We start from the raw sequence: 15,460 nt of genomic DNA on the forward strand, positions 1-15,460 counted from the left end.
GCTCACGGCCGTGATCGGACGCCGCGAAGCGGACACCGGCTCCCGGCCTCCGCTTACTCCCCACCCTGCCGCCTGCCGCCTGCCCCTGCCCGTGCCCCTGCCGATCGGGAGGGGCCTGCGGGAATTCCCCCTCTGGAACCTCCCGATCGGCACACGTGCGACGACCGCCACCGCACAAGGATGACGGTCATCAGGGCCCCTCCAGCGGGCCCGGGAAGGAGCACTGCCGTGGCTGTCCGGTCCCTCGCGTTCTCACGGTTTCCCATGGTTCTCGTTCTCACCACCGCAGCCGTGGTTTTCACTGCTCTGGCCTGCGCCTTCGCCATCGCGGATTCCCGGGCGTCAGTACGGCACCATCCCCGGCGTGCCCCGCACCGCGTACGCCGGAAGGCGCAGCCCGTCGAGGGCGGCCCGGGGCAGGCTCAGCCCGAAGCGCCGCTCGAAGGCGCCGAGGGTTCGGCGGTGGGCGGCCACGCCGCCCGCGCCGTCGGATCCGCAGCGGGTGATGCCGTCCGGCTCCAGCACCCTCGCGGCGACGAGGTCGGGCACCAGCAGGTCCGGCTCCTGGCCCCAGCGCCAGCGTTCCTCGCCGAGGCCGAAGCCGCACAGCACGGCACCGTCGCGGGCGTAGTCGAGCAGCGCCGGCCGCTGTTCCGGCATCGGGCGGAAGTGCACCACCTCGACCCCGTCGCGCGCTATCTCGATGAGCAGTTCGCCGCCCGTGGAGTCGCCGTACTCGATCGCGAACGACCAGGCCCCGCAGTCGCCGATCCTGATCACCCCGTCGCCCTCGTCGCCAGGGCGGTAGACCTCGATGTCCAGGTCTCGGAGTTCGGTGCCACTGATCGGTGCCGTCCCGGCAGCCGGGTCGGCACCCATCCGGCGCGCGAGTTCCTCGGGGCTGATCCCCCGGGCGAAGACCACCCCACCGACCTCGCCGTCCGCGTCGGGCCCGCCCGGTGCGAGTCCACGGGCACGGGCACCCGGCTCGCCGATCTCCGCGAGCCACTGGATGCCGTCGCCGCCCTTCCCCCCTGCTGTGCGCGTCCCGTCGGCCATACCGCCCCTCCCCTCGCACCGGCCCACGGTGGCCGCTGCGCCGGTGGGCACCCTAATCGACGCCGCCGACGGCCGGGGCCCGGTCACCCGATCGGTGCCGGAACGGGCCCCGCGCGGACTGCCACGCACCCCCGGCGACCGGGCGGAGGCTCATCCGGCAGCGGAACTCGCCGGTCACGCACCGCCGTTGGTCCGCCCCGGCGCGCCCGTGGCTCACCCCGGACCGGCGCGGACTCAGCCGGATCCGCGCGGCTCCTACCGGCCGGCCGCCACCTCGAACAGCAGCTTCGCGGCCACCGTGGCCCCGTCGCCACGGATGGTCCCGGCCACCGCCCCCGCCCGGGCGCTGGTCTCCGGCGCCAGGGCCGTGGTGAGCGCGGCGTGCAGGGAGTCGACGGTCGGCGTGGGGTCGAGGTGGGCCGCGCCGATGCCCAGTTCGGCCACCCGCGCGGCCCAGTACGGCTGGTCCGCGATCCGGGGGACGACCACCTGGGGAGCACCGGCCCGGGCCGCCGCCGTCGTGGTACCCGCCCCGCCGTGGTGGACGACGGCGGCCACCCGACGGAACAGCGCCTGCTGGTTGACCTCGCCGACCACGTGGCAGTCGTCCCGGTCGTCGATCGGGGCGAGGTCCGCCCAGCCGCGCGCGAGGACGACCCGGCGCCCGAGCGCGCGGCACGCTTCGACCGCCACCCGGGCGATGCCCTGCGGGGCGTACGAGGCCATGCTTCCGAAGCCCACGTACACGGGCGGTTCACCGGCCTCCAGGAACGCCTCCAGGCCGTCGGGCAGCGGGCGCTCGTCCGGCAGGATCCACGCCCCGGTCTGCACCACGTCGAGTTCCGTCAGGCCCTGCGACGGGCACAGGGCCGGATCCGCCGCCAGCCACGGCCGGCCGGTGAGGACGTGGTCCCGGACGTTGTCCACCGGTGCCAGCCCGATCGCCGCCCGATGGCGGTTGAGCGCCTCGCCGTACAGGGCGTTCACCCGCTGGGCGTCCTGCTTCCACAGCACCCGGTGGTCGGTCTCGTCCTGCGACGACGGCGTGCCGGGGCGCGCCCCGGGGCGGAAGTGCCGCGACGGCAACCCGAGGGTGTGGAAGCACGCGAGCACGTAGGGGATGCCGAGGTGCTCGGCCACGTCCGGTGCACCGGCCGGCATCAGGCCGGTCGCCAGCAGCACGTCGCAGCCCTCGGCCGCCGCCGTGAGGGTTTCGAACCGTGCGGCGACCAGTTCGGGGGCCAGCCGGAACGCGTCCTGCGCGGTCGGCGGCTTCGGACCGGCGACCACCGAGCGCACCGTCGGTCCGAGCGGCACCAGCGGCACGCCGATCCGGGCCAGCAGGGTCGCGAACTCCTCGTCCGGCGGCGCACACACCCTCACCTCGGCGCCGAGCCCCAGCAGCGCCGCCGCCAGCCCCGCCAGCGGTTCGACATCTCCTCGCGATCCCCATGTCGTCAACAACGCACGCATGTTGTGCCTCCCGTTTCCGCAGGTCATGGCCTCAGGCCGTCGATTCTGCGGCACGACCGGGGCCTTGCCGCAAGCCCCCGGGTGCGCTATAGCTTGGAAGTGGCAGGGAGTGCGATCTCCTTGCCGTTTCCGTTTCGGCCGACCCAGCCGCCCCGGCCGCTCTGCCTCCCCAGCCGGCCCGGCCTCCCGAGCTGCCCACCCATTCCGTCCGCCCTGCTGCCGCCGCGCACGGAACTGGCGCGCGGCGGAGGCAGGGCCCCGGCTCGACCCACGCGCGGTGGGCGGTCAGGGCGTTGCCGGCGGTGGCGCCGAGCACGCCGAGGCCGCCGATCACGGGCTGTCAGAGGTCACTGCTAGCGTGCCTTTCCTCAGCAAGATCGCGGTGGATGACCGCGCCACGAGGGGGAGGCGGCAGCAAGTGGTGGAAGTGACGTGCCACACGGTGGACCACGAGCGGATCAGTGCGGCTCTGCACGACATCCGCGGCCGGGCCCTCGCCCACTGGTACGCGATCGAGGACGATCTGACCATCGCGTCCATCCGCGCGATGGGCGACGAACTGCTCGACTACGTAGCCGCCCTGAGCCTGGAGGATCCGGCGCTCACCGGTGCGGACGCGCGCGTGGCCATGGAGACGGCGGCCGAGTGCGCCGTCGGCGTGCTGGACCTCGGCTGTTTCCCCCGGGGAGACTTCCGGGTCCCCTTCCCGTACATCGGCGAGACGCTGGACAGCGAACGGATCGGCTTCGGCGCCTCCACCGTGGACTTCGCGCCCAAGGCCGGCACATGGGTGGAGGCCTTCGCCATGTGCGTGATCAGCGGTCTGCTGTGGGGCCGCGACCTGGTGTTCGGCCCGCTCCTGGTGAACGACTACGCGCCCTCGGTCCGCGACCGTCTGCCGTATTCGGAGCGGACGTCCGTCTCCGACCCGGTGAGCCTCGCCGAGATGGACGCGCTCTGCGCCTACCTCCACCTCGTGAAGACGGACACGTCGCCGTGGGTCGCTTCCAGCCCCGAGCCGCTGCGCAAGCCGGACGCCGACGAACGCGCGGCCGCCGGTCGGGCCCTGGACGCCGCGGCCGAGTCCTGGGGCACGGGGTTGAGCCCGGACCAGCAGTTGTTGCGGGTCCTGTTGGACGACGACCAGGCGGCCTTCGAGGAGGCGCTCGTCGCCCGCCTGGACCGGCACCGCGACAGCATGCCCGCAACGGCCGAGCCCCGCACCCTGCTCCCGGTGGTCACGATCGCCCTGGCCGCGCTCGCCGTCCGGGCGCACGGGTGGGAGCTGGGGATATCGTCCGGCTACCTCCCGGCCTCGTTGGTCGACCCGCGCTGATCGGGGTTCGTGGACGGCGTTGTCCAGCAGGCAAAACGCCCGGCCTTTCCCTCAACAATCTGTTTATCATCGGCGAGCCCCCCGTTCCCCCATCCGGAGCACTCGCGCATGCCCACGCCCCCGTCCGCCGCCGCCACGCCCAGACCGCACCCGCTGCACGTCCTGCGGGCCACGGTCTTCGCCATCGGCACCCTGCTCCTCCTGGTCGCGGTCGGCGTACTGCTCCACCAACCGCTGCTGATCCCGCCGCTCGCGGCCAGCGCGGCACTGGTGCACGGCGCACCCGGCCTGCCAATCTCACAGCCGCGCAACCTGGTCGGCGGTCAGCTGATGTCGGCCGTGATCGGCTTCGCCACTCTCGCTGTCACCGGCAGCACTGCCTGGGGCGCGGCGATCGCGGCCGGGCTCTCGCTGGGCGCGATGATGCTCACTCACCTCTCCCACTCCCCCGCGGCGGCCACGTCCGTGATCGTGGTCCTGCAGGCACCGCACCCCGTGCCCTTCTTCCCCCTGCTCGTGCTGGCCACCGGGCTCCTGGTCGTCATCGGCCTGCTGCCCGGCCGCATCGGCGGGCATCCGGTCCGCTACCCGCTCTCCTGGTGAGCGCGGCAGGCCGGGGTCATCCGATCGGAAGAGCGGCCGCCCACTCCCCCCGTTCAGCGGGGACGTCGCACCGGCTCACGCACCGAGCAGGAATGGCGGGCGGGGCGACACACACCGCACCAGCGCGACACCGGACCAGCGCGACACCGCGGATCAGTCCTGCTCCGCCAGCGACTTGATGCCGTCGAGGGTGGCCGTCATGCCGGTGCGCAGCTCGCCCAGGCGGAATTCGACGATCCTCTCCTCGTACGCCGGTTTGGCGTCGATGGCGAGGTTGACGCCGCTGCGGCCGGGGCCGATCACCACCGACTGGCGCAGCCGGATGCCGCCGTCCTCGGGGGTGAGGTCGAAGCGCCAACGGGCCAGCGCGCCGGCCGGGTCGGAGACCGGGTCGCCGTAGCGGCCGTCCACGTCCATGACGGCCCAGGCGAACGCGCGGTGGCCGGCCGGACCGCTGAGCACGGCCGGGTCGGCCGCATCAACCGAACCGCTCAGCTCGGTCACCTCTGCTGCCTCCGCCAGATCGGTCACTGCGGTCACCGCGGTCACCGTGGTCACCTCTGTCACCTCGGAGACCGTCCGCCAGTCCGGCAGGTCCGCCCGGCGGTTGTGGCCCTCGAAGCGGGCGCCCGGCGCGGGGCCGTCCGCGCCGTCCAGCCAGGCGACGCGGTGGAGTTCCGGACTGAGCCGGGCGGGCAGGGAGATGTCGGTGACCAACTCCCACACCCGTTCCATCGGTGCCCGGACGAACACCTCGCACGTCGTACCCGGCCCGTCGGCGTACCGCATACCCGCTCCCCCTCTGCTGCTGCCCGTGACACGTCTTGCAGGTCGAACGGGTCGACTAGGTTCGAATAGGTTGAATCAGTGCGGGTCGACACCCGCCCGCGCCCCCGCCTGTGCGCCCGGAACGCCGCGAAGGAAGCGGGCGGGTTGCCGCCCTGGGCCCTGGGTCGATGATCGATCCAGGTGAACACCCAAGTCAATCCACCGGTTTGCTGGGGGACCTCCAAGCGATACCTTGGGCCTCCGTGACCATCGACGACCTCCGCGTCTTCGCCGCGGTCTGCCGGGCCGGCTCGCTCAGCGCCGTCGCCCGCGACCTCCGCTGCACCCAGTCCGCAGTCAGCCAGCACGTGAAGCGCCTCGAACGGGAACTCGGCCTCTCCCTGATCGAGCGACACCCGCGCGGGGTGGTCCCCACCAGCGCGGGCCGTCTGCTCCAGGCCGCCGTCTCCACCGGTCTCGGCAGCATCGACCACGCGCTGCACCGGATCGCGGAACTCGCGCGCGGTGAGGGCGGATCCGTCCGGATCACCACCGGTGCCACCAGCATCCGGCACTTCATGTCCGCGGCCGTGGTGGCGTTCCGGCGGCGGTTCCCGCACGTCAGCCTGGAGTTCCAAACGGAGGTCTCCAGCCGCAGCTGCCTGGAGGCGCTCACCGCCGGCCGGGTCGATCTCGCCTGGATCACCCTCGGCACACCGGTCCGCGGCATCGACCAGCGGCCGGTCGTCGACCTGCCGTGGGTGCTGGCCGTCGCCGCGGGCGACCCGCTCGCCACCCGGGCCCGCACCGCGCCCGTCAAGCCCGCCGACCTGCAGGACGCCCGGCTCATCGGGCTGCCGCAGAACTCGGTCGCCCGGTCCCAACTCGACTCCTGGCTCGGCAAGTCGGGCATCCGCCCGGTCTTCGACACCAGCGTCGCGGACTGGGACACCGCGATCCTGCTCGCCGAACTCGGCCTCGGCCACGCCGTCGTCCCGGCCCTCCCGCAGTGGCAGGGCCCCGGCCACCCGGACCTGCGGCTCCTGCCCCTGCCCGACCTGCCCGCCCTCACCGCCGGCTGGGCCGTCCGCGACTGGGACAACCTCGGCCCCCTCGCCCGCGCCTTCGCCGACACCGTGGCCGCCCACTGCGCCGCGCCCGCCCCGTCCCCGCCGGCCGATCACCGGCCCCAGGAGGAGTGACTGCGCCCGGTCCCGTCGAAGCCCCGGCGGACGCACCACACGCCGAGTCCGTGGCCCAGCCGCGGCTGCCGACGGGTCACCGGCGCCCACAGCTCGCTCGCCTCCACCGGTTCCTCGACTCCACCGGTTCCTCGGCTCCACCGGCTCGACGGCCGATCGGAAACGGACGCGGCGGTGATACGCCCCGGCCGGGGCCACCAGGGGTCGGCGAAGGCGACGTCCTACTCCCCCGGCTCCGCGTCCACCGCCCCCGCATCCCCCTCCAGCGACTCCCCCGCCCCCGCGTCCGACTCCCCCGGCTCCCCCGACTCCGCCGCCCTGCCGAAGCGGTCGCTCCAGTCCGCCAGCAGCGCGCGCAGCCCGGGCGGCCCGACCACCTGGAAGTCGGCGCCCAGGGAGCCCAGCGCCATGGCGGGCCAGTCGAGGGAGTCGGCGGTCATGAGGAGCCGGCAGCGCCCGGTGGCGACGGGCTCGACGGTGCCCCAGCGGCCGACCCGTTCCCTGACGTAGTCGGCCGGTGCCTCGACCAGGGCCTCCACCCGGTGCGGGCGGGGCACGCCGTGGAGGCCCGCACGGACGAACTCGGCGGCATCGGCGGCCGGCAGGGGGCGCGGCGCGAAGCGTGCACCGCTGCCGGTCGGCGCGGTCAGCCGGTCGAGGCGGAAGCTGCGCCAGTCGGCCCGGTCGAGGTCGTAGGCGACCAGGTACCAGCGACGGTTCAGGCAGACCAGCCGGTGCGGTTCGACCTGCCGGTCTGTCCCCCTGCCGTCGGCGGCGGTGTACGAGAAGCGGATCCGTTCGCCGTCCCGGCAGGCGAGCGCCACCACCGTGAGGGCGTCCGGGTCGACGCCCGCGCCCGCCGGGGTGCCCCAGTCGGCCGGGACGGTCATCGCCCGCAGTGCCTCGACCCGGCGGCGCAGCCGGGCCGGCATCACCTGGGCCACCTTCGCCAACACCCGGACCGAGGCCTCGGCGACGCCTTCCACCGGGCTCTCCGCCGCGGCCTGCAGGCCGAGTGCCAGGGCCACGGCCTCCTCGTCGTCGATGGTCAGGGGTGGCAGCGCCGCGCCCGCTGCCAGTTGGTAGCCGCCGTCGACACCGCGCTGCGCCTCCACGGGGTAGCCGAGTTCGCGGAGCCGGTCGACGTCGCGGCGCAGGGTGCGGACGGAGACTCCGAGCCGGTCGGCCAGTTCCCCGCCGGGCCAGTAGCGGTGGGTCTGGAGGAGGGACAGCAGGCGCAGCGTGCGGGAGCTGGTGTTGGCCATGCCTCCGATTCTCGCCGGAATTCAGGACGGAAAGTGGCCGCTATGGTCCGTAGCGTGGTTCTTGTCCGAGGGAGCAGGAACCGAACGGAAGGCCAGAGCCATGACCACGACCGCCACCACCGCCACCACCCCCTCCACCACTGCCACCACCGCCACCGCCGCCACCGCCGCGACCGGTGAGCGCGCCGACCTCCTGGCCGCGTTGGGCCAGCAGCGGCACTTCCTGCGCTTCACCACCCGCGACCTCACCGACGAGCAGGCCGGCCTGCGGACCACCGCGAGCGCGCTGTGCCTGGGCGGCCTGATCAAGCACGTGACCACGGTCGAGCGGAGCTGGGCCGACTTCATCGTGGCCGGCCCGACCGCGATGCCCGACTTCACCAACTGGACCGAGGCCGATGTCGCCCGCCGCGCGGACGACTTCCGGATGCTGCCCGGCGAGACGCTGGCCGGCCTGCTGGCCGCGTACGAGGAGGTGGCGCAGCGGACGGACGAGCTGGTGGCAGCCCTCCCCGACCTGGACGCCACCCAGCCGCTGCCGAAGGCCCCCTGGTTCGAGCAGGATGCCGAGTGGTCGGCCCGCCGGGTGCTGCTGCACGTCCTCGCCGAGACCGCCCAGCACGCGGGCCACGCCGACATCATCCGCGAGTCGCTGGACGGCGCGAAGAGCATGGGCTGAGCCCGTCGGCGGTGGGGCCTGAGCCCGTCGGCGGTGGGGCCGCCGGGCAACCCCCGGGGCCCCACCGCCGCATCCCTCCGCCGCCCACCACCCCGCCCTCAGACCCGTCCGACGAGCGTGAACCCGGCCCCGCCGACCGCGCCGCGGACGGCGGCCTCCTCCAGGGGCTGCGCGGAGGCGACGGTGACCCGCCCGCTCGGTGCGTCGGCGACGACGTCGATGACTCCCGGCAGGGCGGCGATCCCGGCGCTGACCGTCCTCTCGCAGTGGCCGCAGCTCATCCCGTCGACGGTGAACACGGCGGATACGACGGTGGTGGACATGAGGGTGCCTCCATGGGCGTTCCGGTGGATGGGCCGACCGCGGATCGGCCCGCGGTCGGCTCGACCCACGACACCGGATTCCGGCGGCCGGTCCCAGGGACACGCCGTACGGGTGACACCATCGAGCGGTTCCGGGAACCGGGCGCACCCCGTGTCCGACAGGGGGCGGCGAACGTGACGTCCGCCACTTGTCCGAACCGTGGCTCCGCCTCCTTCCGTCCTCCAGGTGCAGACCCCGTCGCGTGGCCGGCCCCGGCCGGGCCCGGCCGCCCCGACCGCCGACCCCGCACTGGAGCCGTACCGCAATGTCCATCCTGGCCCCGCCCCACGCCCGACCGGACACCACCGCCTTCCTCCCGCCCCAAGCCGCGCCGCCCACCGGGCCCACCCCGCCCAGCGGGCCCACACCGCACAGCGACTCCGGCCTGCGCCGCGACTCGGCGCGCCCCACCGGATCCGCGCGCCCCACCGGCCGCGCCCGCCTCACGGCTGCGAGCACCCGTTGAGGGCGCTCACCCGGTTCCGTCCCCGCAGGCGCCTGCACGGCGTTCTCGCGCTGGCGGCCGTCGCGGCCCTGACGGCCGGTCTGCTGTGGTGGCAGCCGTGGAGCGGGCGGGGCCACGGGTCGGCCCCGCTCGCCTTCACCACGGCGCCCGGCGGCTCAGCCCGGTTCGGCACCGGCGAGCACCTGTACCGCTACAAGGTGCGGGTGGAGAACGGGATCGCGGAGAGCCCGGAGCAGTTCGCCGCCGAGGTGGACGCGATCCTGGGCGACGTGCGGCACGGCTGGGCCGCCGACGGTACGGCCGCCTTCCAGCGGGTGCCCGCCGACCCGGTCGACTTCACCGTCTACCTGGCCACCCCCCGCTCCACCGACCGGATCTGCGGCCAGTACGGGCTGGACACCGGCGGCTGGGTGAACTGCGGCGTCACCCACCAGGTCGTCATCAACCTCAAGCGCTGGACCGAGCTGTCCGAGTTCTACCAGGGCCGGCCCGAGCTGTACCACGCGCTGGCGGTCAACCACGAGGTCGGCCACATCCTCGGCAACGGCCACGTCGACTGCCCGGGCCCGGGCGCCCCGGCGCCGGTGATGATGCAGCAGATCAAGGGCCTGCACGGCTGCGTGCCCAACGGCTGGCCCTACTCGGACACCGGCGCCCTGCTCACCGGCCCGCCCGTGCAGGCCCCCACCAACGCGCCGTGATCCGGGGCGCGGGTCCGCGGTCTCCCACCCGGTAGCGGACCGCCCTCCCGAAACGCGGATAATCCTGGTCGGACCGGACGCCGCCCGCACCGCGCGCCCGGTCCCGATCATGTCCGTACGCGGTGCCGGTGGAGGAGGAACGTTGAACGGTGTGCCCGGCGGGGAGAGCCTGGACTGGCCGGTGCTGCTGGAGGCCGCGGAAGCAGCCGCCCGGGCGACCACGGGCCGGGGGAAGGTCGCGGACTACATCCCGGCGCTGGCCACCGCCGATCCGGAGGCGTTCGGCATGGCCGTCGCCACCGTCGACGGCGAGCTGTACGGCGTCGGGGACTGGGAGCAGCCGTTCTCCATCCAGAGCGTGTCCAAGCTGTTCTCCCTGGCGCTCGCGGTCGCGTACGGCGGCGACGCGCTCTGGCGGGGCGTGGGTCGGGAGCCGTCCGGCAACCCGTTCAACTCCCTCGTGCAGTTGGAGACGGAGCACGGCATCCCGCGCAATCCGTTCATCAATGCGGGCGCCCTGGTGGTCACCGACCGCCTGCAGACGCTGACCGGTGACGCCTCCGGCGCGGTGCGGGAGTTCCTGCGCCGCGAGTCCGGCAACCCCGGCCTCGACACCGACCCGGTGGTCGCCGCCTCCGAGGCCGAACACGGCCACCGCAACGCCGCCCTGGCGCACTTCATCGCCAGCCACGGCAATCTGGAGAACCCGGTCGAGACCGTCCTGGAGCACTACTACGCCCACTGCGCGCTCACGGCCGGCTGCCGGGACCTGGTCCTGGCCGGTTCCTTCCTCGCCCGCTACGGCGTGCGCGCGGACGGCACCCGCCTGGTGTCGCGCAGCGAGGCGAAGCGCCTCAACGCCGTCATGCTCACCTGCGGCACCTACGACGCCGCGGGCGAGTTCGCCTTCCGGGTCGGCCTGCCGGGCAAGAGCGGCGTCGGCGGCGGCATCCTCGCCATACTCCCCGGTCGCGCCGCCGTCTGCGCCTGGGGCCCGCGCCTCGACCAGGCGGGCAACTCCGTCGCGGCGGTCACCGCCCTGGACACCCTGACCACGCTCTCCGGCTGCTCCGTCTTCTGAGCAGCCCGCACCACCCACGCCCGAGCACCCGGGCGCACGAGCAGAGCACCCGGGCCCACGGGCACCCGGGCCCGCGAGCAGACCACCCGGGCCCGCGACCACCCGCCCCCTCAAGCGCCGGGGCCCCGGTCGTCCGCACGACGACCGGGGCCCGCTGCCTCGCCGCGCCGACGGCTACTCCACCGTCACGCTCTTCGCCAGGTTGCGCGGCTTGTCCACGTCCCGCTTCAGGGCGACGGCCGCGTGGTAGGCCAGCAGCTGCAACGGGATGTTGAGCAGCAGCGGGTCCAGCTCGGGCTCGCTCTTGGGCACCAGGATGCAGTGGTCCGCGAGGTGTTCCTCCGGGCGGCGGTGCGCGACGGCGAGGACGCGGCCGTGGCGGGCCTTGATCTGGTCGAGGGAGGTGAGGTTCTTGTCGAGCAGTTCGTCGTCGGGGACGAGCGCCACGGTGGGCAGTTCGGGGCTGATCAGGGCCAGCGGGCCGTGCTTGAGCTCGCTCGCCGGGTAGGCCTCGGCGTGGATGTAGGAGATCTCCTTGAGCTTCTGCGCGCCTTCGCGGGCGACGGGGTAGCCGCGCACCCGGCCGATGAACATCATGCCCGTCGACTCGGCGTACTCGGCGGCGATCGCGGCGATCGCCTCGCTCTGGTCCAGCACCTCGCGGATCTGGTCGGGCAGGGCCTGCAGGGCGGAGACGATCCGGCGACCGTCGGCGGGCGACAGGTCGTGGATCCGGCCGAAGTGGAGGGCGAGCAGGGCGAAGGCGACCACGGTGGAGGTGAAGGCCTTGGTGGAGGCGACCGAGACCTCCGGCCCGGCGTGCAGGTAGATGCCGCCGTCGCACTCGCGGGCGATGGCGCTGCCCACGGTGTTGACGACGCCGAGCACCCGGCCGCCCTTGCGCTTGATCTCCTGGACGGCGGCCAGCGTGTCGTAGGTCTCGCCGGACTGGCTGACCGCGACGTACAGGGTGTCCGCCTCGATGACGGGGTTGCGGTAGCGGAACTCCGAGGCGGGCTCGCTGTGCGCGGGGATCCGGGACAGTTCCTCGATCAGCTGCGCGCCCATCTCGCCCGCGTAGTAGGCGGATCCGCAGCCGAGGATCTTGACCCGGCGGATCTCGCGCAGCTCCCGTGCGTCCAGGTTGAGGCCGCCGAGGTGGGCGGTGGCGAAGCGCTCGTCGAGCCGGCCGCTCAGGGTGCGCTCGACCGAGCCGGGCTGCTCGTGGATCTCCTTGAGCAGGAAGTGCTCGTAGTCGCCGGTGTCGTAGGAGTCGACCTCCCAGTCCACGGTGGACGGCTGACGGTGCGTGGTGCGGGCGTCCGCGGTGAAGGTGCGGAAGCCGTCGGCCCGGACGGTGGCCAGCTCGCCGTCCTCCAGGTGGACGACCTGGCGGGTGTAGCGGACCAGCGCGGAGACGTCCGAGGCGGCGAACATCTCCTTCTCGCCGATGCCCAGCACGATCGGGCTGCCGTTGCGGGCGACCACGATCCGGTCCGGCTGCTCGGCGTCGAGCACCGCGATGCCGTACGTGCCGACCACCTTGCCGAGCGCGGCCCGGACGGCGTCCTCCAGTTCGACGCCCTCGGTGACGTGCGCGGCGATCAGGTGCGCGAGCACCTCGGTGTCGGTCTCGGAGCGGAAGACGGCGCCGTCGGCGGTGAGCTTGGCACGCAGTTCGTCGGCGTTCTCGATGATGCCGTTGTGGACGACGGCGATCCGGTCGGCGTTGTCCAGGTGGGGGTGGGCGTTGGCGTCGCTGGGGACCCCGTGGGTGGCCCAGCGGGTGTGCCCGATGCCGGTGGTGCCCTTGAACCGGGCCGGTACGGCGGCGGCCAGGTCGGCGACCCGGCCCTTCACCTTGCGGAGCTTGATGCCGCCGCCGCGTCCGGTGACGGCGACACCGGCCGAGTCGTAGCCGCGGTACTCCAGCCGGGCCAGTCCCTCCAGCAGGAAGGGGGTCGCGTCCTTGGGGCCGATGTAGGCCACGATTCCGCACATGCGTGGACTCCTCGTTGGTAGTGACGGGGCGGCGGCGCTCAGCCGTAGACGATCCGGCGCAGCTGGCGGGCCGAGAGTTCCGGCGCGGCGACGCGGCGCTGCGGGAGCTCCTCGGCGAGCCGCGCGAAGATCCGTTCGTTGGTCAGACCTCGTGCCTGCAGCTCGGTGTGGCGGCGGCGCACGTACTCCTCGGTGTTCTCGGAGAAGTACGCCAGCACCTCCGCCACGACCCGCGCCGCCTCCCGGGGCCCGAGCGGGCTGGTCCGGGTGAGGTGGGCGAGGAGGTCTTCGTGAGGGTGGGGTGAGCTCGGCACGAGTGAGGAGCCTAGGTGGGGCGGACCGCCGGAACCAAAGTTCCTGCCCGAAATCGGGCAGACTTTACGACTTTCAGCTCAGCTTCCCGCAGAAACCGCGCTCGGCGGCCCTCCGATCCCCCCTGCCGTCTTCACTCCGACCCTTGTAGCGGCATCGGCTCCACACGTAGCGTGATCCCCTGATCACGAAGCGGAAGACCGGAGGCGTGCTGATGTGCGGGATCACCGGATGGGTCGCCTTCGAACGGGACCTCACCGCCGAACGGGACATCCTCGACGCGATGACCGCCACCCAGCGCCGCCGCGGCCCCGACGCCGGCGGCGTCCTGCTCCAGCCGCACGCCGCCCTCGGCCACCGCCGGCTCGCGGTGATCGACGTCGAGGGCGGCGCCCAGCCGATGACGGTCGAGCGGGACGGCCGACTGCTGGCCGCGCTCACCTACAGCGGCGAGGTCTACAACCACCGCGAGCTGCGCGCCGAACTGCAGGCGGCCGGGCACCGCTTCCGCACCAGGAGCGACACCGAGGTCGTGCTGCGGGCCTACCTGGAGTGGGGCGAGGGCCTGGCCGAACGGCTCAACGGCATGTTCGCCTTCGCCGTCTGGGACGCCCGGCGCGAGGAGCTGCTGCTGGTCCGCGACCGGATGGGCGTCAAACCCCTGCACTACCACCCCACCCCCGACGGCGTGGTCTTCGGCTCCGAGGTCAAGGCCCTGCTCGCCCACCCCGCCGTCCGCCCCGCGGTCGACCTGGACGGGCTGCGCGAACTCCTCGGCTACACCCGCACCCCCGGACTGACCCCGTACCGGGGCATCCGCGAGGTGCGGCCCGGACACGTCGTACGGGTGCGGCGCGAGGGCGTGTCGGTGCGCCGGTACTGGGCCCTGGAGGCGCGCGAGCACACGGACGGCCTGGCGGCCACCGTCGCCACCGTCCGGGCCCTGCTCGACGACATCGTGCACCGCCAGCTCGACGCGGACGTCCCGCTCTGCTCCCTGCTCTCCGGCGGCCTGGACTCCAGCGCCGTCACCGCCCTCGCCGCCCGGCTCCTGCGCACCGCCGGAGCCGGCCCGGTGCGCTCCTTCTCCGTCGGCTTCGCCGGCCAGGGCGAGGCCTTCCACGCCGACGCCGTCCGGCAGACCCCCGACGGCCCGTACGCCCGGCTGCTCGCCCGGCACGTCGGCGCCGACCACAGCGTGGTCGAACTGGACGGCGCCGAGCTCACCGACCCCTCCCAGCGCTCCGTCGTGCTGCGCGCCCGCGACCTGCCGAACGGCGTCGGCGACATGGACGTCTCGCTGCTGCTGCTCTTCCGGGGCGTGCGCCGCCACTCCACCGTCGCCCTCTCCGGCGAGTCCGCGGACGAGCTCTTCGGCGGCTACCGCTGGTTCCACGACCCGGCGAGCATCGCCACCGAGGACTTCCCCTGGGCCGCCGCCCTCACCCGCATCGCCGGCGCGGGCTGCGGCCCGCGCGAACAGCTGCTCGACGCCGACCTGCTCCGCAAGCTCGACCTGGACGACTACCGCCGGAGCAGCTACCGGGAGGCGATCGCGGAAGTCCCGCACCTCCCGGGGGCCGACCCGCTCGAACGGCGGATGCGCGAGATCTCGTACCTCAACCTGACCCGCTTCGTCTGCATCCTGCTCGACCGCAAGGACCGGATGAGCATGGCCAACGGGCTGGAGGTGCGGGTGCCGTTCTGCGACCACCGGCTCGTCCAGTACGTCTTCAACACTCCGTGGGCGATGAAGAGCTTCGACGGACGGGAGAAGAGCCTGCTGCGCGCCGCCGTCCGGGACGTCCTGCCCGCGGCGATCGCCGACCGACCGAAGAGCCCGTACCCGGTGACCACCGATCCGCACTACCCCGCGAAGCTGCGCTCCGGCCTCGCCCGGCTCGCCGCCGCGCGGACCTCCCCGGCGCTCGGCCTCCTCGACCGGCGGCGCCTCGCCGACGCGCTCGCCCCGGACACCGACCCGCAGACCGTCCGGCTGGGTGTCGACCTCGCGCTCGACCTGGACGCCTGGCTGACGGAGTACCAGGTCACGCTGGAGCTCTGACCCCGGCACCGGCCGGCGCGGCGGTCCGGGCGCGCGGGCCGCCGCGCCGCCGGGTGATCATCGGGAACCATCCCGCCGCGCCCGGG

The 15,460-nt window shown here is 73.8% G+C and carries 15 protein-coding genes; 8 read left to right on the forward strand and 7 right to left on the reverse strand.

Annotation, left to right across the window (positions count from 1 at the left end; translation table 11 throughout):
- Nucleotides 1–342: 342 nt before the first annotated feature.
- A complete protein-coding gene (locus tag IF30_RS0119015; RefSeq protein WP_234322757.1) occupies nt 343–1,059 on the reverse strand; it encodes a DUF6461 domain-containing protein in 717 nt (238 codons plus the stop codon).
- Nucleotides 1,060–1,314: 255 nt separating this feature from the next.
- Nucleotides 1,315–2,532 carry a glycosyltransferase gene (locus IF30_RS0119020; RefSeq protein WP_030239605.1) on the reverse strand — a complete coding sequence of 406 codons (1,218 nt, stop codon included), beginning with the start codon at nt 2,530–2,532 and terminating at the stop codon, nt 1,315–1,317.
- A 418-nt stretch (nt 2,533–2,950) separates the two neighbouring features.
- On the opposite strand from IF30_RS0119020, the gene IF30_RS0119025 reads away from it, so the two are divergent.
- Nucleotides 2,951–3,868, forward strand: a complete 918-nt coding sequence (locus IF30_RS0119025) for an immunity 49 family protein (RefSeq protein ID WP_030239606.1) — start codon at nt 2,951–2,953, stop codon at nt 3,866–3,868.
- Nucleotides 3,869–3,976: 108 nt separating this feature from the next.
- Entirely contained in the window at nt 3,977–4,471 is a 495-nt protein-coding gene (locus IF30_RS0119030; protein ID WP_030239648.1) for an HPP family protein, read from the forward strand.
- Nucleotides 4,472–4,624: 153 nt separating this feature from the next.
- On the opposite strand, the gene IF30_RS0119035 is transcribed toward IF30_RS0119030, so the two are convergent.
- Nucleotides 4,625–5,260, reverse strand: a complete 636-nt coding sequence (locus tag IF30_RS0119035) for an SRPBCC family protein (protein ID WP_030239650.1) — start codon at nt 5,258–5,260, stop codon at nt 4,625–4,627.
- 242 nt (nt 5,261–5,502) lie between these two features.
- On the opposite strand from IF30_RS0119035, the gene IF30_RS0119040 reads away from it, so the two are divergent.
- A complete protein-coding gene (locus tag IF30_RS0119040) occupies nt 5,503–6,441 on the forward strand; it encodes a LysR family transcriptional regulator (RefSeq protein ID WP_030239653.1) in 939 nt (312 codons plus the stop codon).
- A gap of 221 nt (nt 6,442–6,662) precedes the next feature.
- Here the strand turns inward: IF30_RS0119040 and IF30_RS0119045 are convergent, their stop codons facing one another.
- Entirely contained in the window at nt 6,663–7,706 is a 1,044-nt protein-coding gene (locus IF30_RS0119045) for a helix-turn-helix transcriptional regulator (RefSeq protein ID WP_051710596.1), read from the reverse strand.
- A 100-nt stretch (nt 7,707–7,806) separates the two neighbouring features.
- On the opposite strand from IF30_RS0119045, the gene IF30_RS0119050 reads away from it, so the two are divergent.
- Nucleotides 7,807–8,385 (forward strand): DinB family protein, encoded by a 579-nt coding sequence (locus IF30_RS0119050; RefSeq protein ID WP_030239661.1) that lies wholly within the window; start codon nt 7,807–7,809, stop codon nt 8,383–8,385.
- A gap of 98 nt (nt 8,386–8,483) precedes the next feature.
- On the opposite strand, the gene IF30_RS0119055 is transcribed toward IF30_RS0119050, so the two are convergent.
- A complete protein-coding gene (locus IF30_RS0119055; RefSeq protein WP_030239664.1) occupies nt 8,484–8,708 on the reverse strand; it encodes a heavy-metal-associated domain-containing protein in 225 nt (74 codons plus the stop codon).
- A gap of 305 nt (nt 8,709–9,013) precedes the next feature.
- On the opposite strand from IF30_RS0119055, the gene IF30_RS48705 reads away from it, so the two are divergent.
- The 3 genes from IF30_RS48705 to IF30_RS0119070 all read left to right on the forward strand — a co-directional run bounded on the left by IF30_RS48705 (nt 9,014) and on the right by IF30_RS0119070 (nt 10,996).
- The gene (locus tag IF30_RS48705; RefSeq protein WP_030239667.1) at nt 9,014–9,214 is read left to right on the forward strand and encodes a hypothetical protein; all 201 of its coding nucleotides are present in this window, start codon (nt 9,014–9,016) and stop codon (nt 9,212–9,214) included.
- Nucleotides 9,211–9,915, forward strand: a complete 705-nt coding sequence (locus tag IF30_RS0119065; RefSeq protein ID WP_051710598.1) for a DUF3152 domain-containing protein — start codon at nt 9,211–9,213, stop codon at nt 9,913–9,915. Before IF30_RS48705 ends, IF30_RS0119065 begins: the two co-directional genes overlap by 4 nt.
- Before the next feature lie 169 nt (nt 9,916–10,084).
- A complete protein-coding gene (locus IF30_RS0119070; RefSeq protein ID WP_030239672.1) occupies nt 10,085–10,996 on the forward strand; it encodes a glutaminase in 912 nt (303 codons plus the stop codon).
- A 174-nt stretch (nt 10,997–11,170) separates the two neighbouring features.
- On the opposite strand, the gene glmS is transcribed toward IF30_RS0119070, so the two are convergent.
- Nucleotides 11,171–12,997, reverse strand: coding sequence for a glutamine--fructose-6-phosphate transaminase (isomerizing) (glmS, locus tag IF30_RS0119075; protein ID WP_030239675.1), 1,827 nt, complete (start codon nt 12,995–12,997; stop codon nt 11,171–11,173).
- Nucleotides 12,998–13,035: 38 nt separating this feature from the next.
- Nucleotides 13,036–13,311 (reverse strand): hypothetical protein, encoded by a 276-nt coding sequence (locus tag IF30_RS0119080; protein ID WP_030239679.1) that lies wholly within the window; start codon nt 13,309–13,311, stop codon nt 13,036–13,038.
- A gap of 212 nt (nt 13,312–13,523) precedes the next feature.
- Between IF30_RS0119080 and asnB the strand changes: the two genes are divergently transcribed.
- Entirely contained in the window at nt 13,524–15,374 is a 1,851-nt protein-coding gene (gene asnB / locus IF30_RS0119085; protein WP_030239682.1) for an asparagine synthase (glutamine-hydrolyzing), read from the forward strand.
- The last annotated feature ends 86 nt before the right edge of the window (nt 15,375–15,460 follow it).

It is taken from the genome of Streptomyces sp. NRRL S-350, from assembly GCF_000719705.1.
Classification (GTDB): Bacteria; Actinomycetota; Actinomycetes; order Streptomycetales; family Streptomycetaceae; genus Kitasatospora.

What these genes read in the sequence shown, in the direction of transcription:
- IF30_RS0119045 (WP_051710596.1), bottom strand. Translation starts at nt 7,706, where the DNA reads ATGGCCAACACCAGCTCCCGCACGCTGCGCCTGCTGTCCCTCCTCCAG.
- IF30_RS0119030 (WP_030239648.1), top strand. Translation starts at nt 3,977, where the DNA reads ATGCCCACGCCCCCGTCCGCCGCCGCCACGCCCAGACCGCACCCGCTG.
- IF30_RS48705 (WP_030239667.1), top strand. Translation starts at nt 9,014, where the DNA reads ATGTCCATCCTGGCCCCGCCCCACGCCCGACCGGACACCACCGCCTTC.
- glmS (WP_030239675.1), bottom strand. Translation starts at nt 12,997, where the DNA reads ATGTGCGGAATCGTGGCCTACATCGGCCCCAAGGACGCGACCCCCTTC.
- IF30_RS0119020 (WP_030239605.1), bottom strand. Translation starts at nt 2,532, where the DNA reads ATGCGTGCGTTGTTGACGACATGGGGATCGCGAGGAGATGTCGAACCG.
- IF30_RS0119050 (WP_030239661.1), top strand. Translation starts at nt 7,807, where the DNA reads ATGACCACGACCGCCACCACCGCCACCACCCCCTCCACCACTGCCACC.
- IF30_RS0119015 (WP_234322757.1), bottom strand. Translation starts at nt 1,059, where the DNA reads ATGGCCGACGGGACGCGCACAGCAGGGGGGAAGGGCGGCGACGGCATC.
- IF30_RS0119035 (WP_030239650.1), bottom strand. Translation starts at nt 5,260, where the DNA reads ATGCGGTACGCCGACGGGCCGGGTACGACGTGCGAGGTGTTCGTCCGG.
- IF30_RS0119055 (WP_030239664.1), bottom strand. Translation starts at nt 8,708, where the DNA reads ATGTCCACCACCGTCGTATCCGCCGTGTTCACCGTCGACGGGATGAGC.
- asnB (WP_030239682.1), top strand. Translation starts at nt 13,524, where the DNA reads ATGTGCGGGATCACCGGATGGGTCGCCTTCGAACGGGACCTCACCGCC.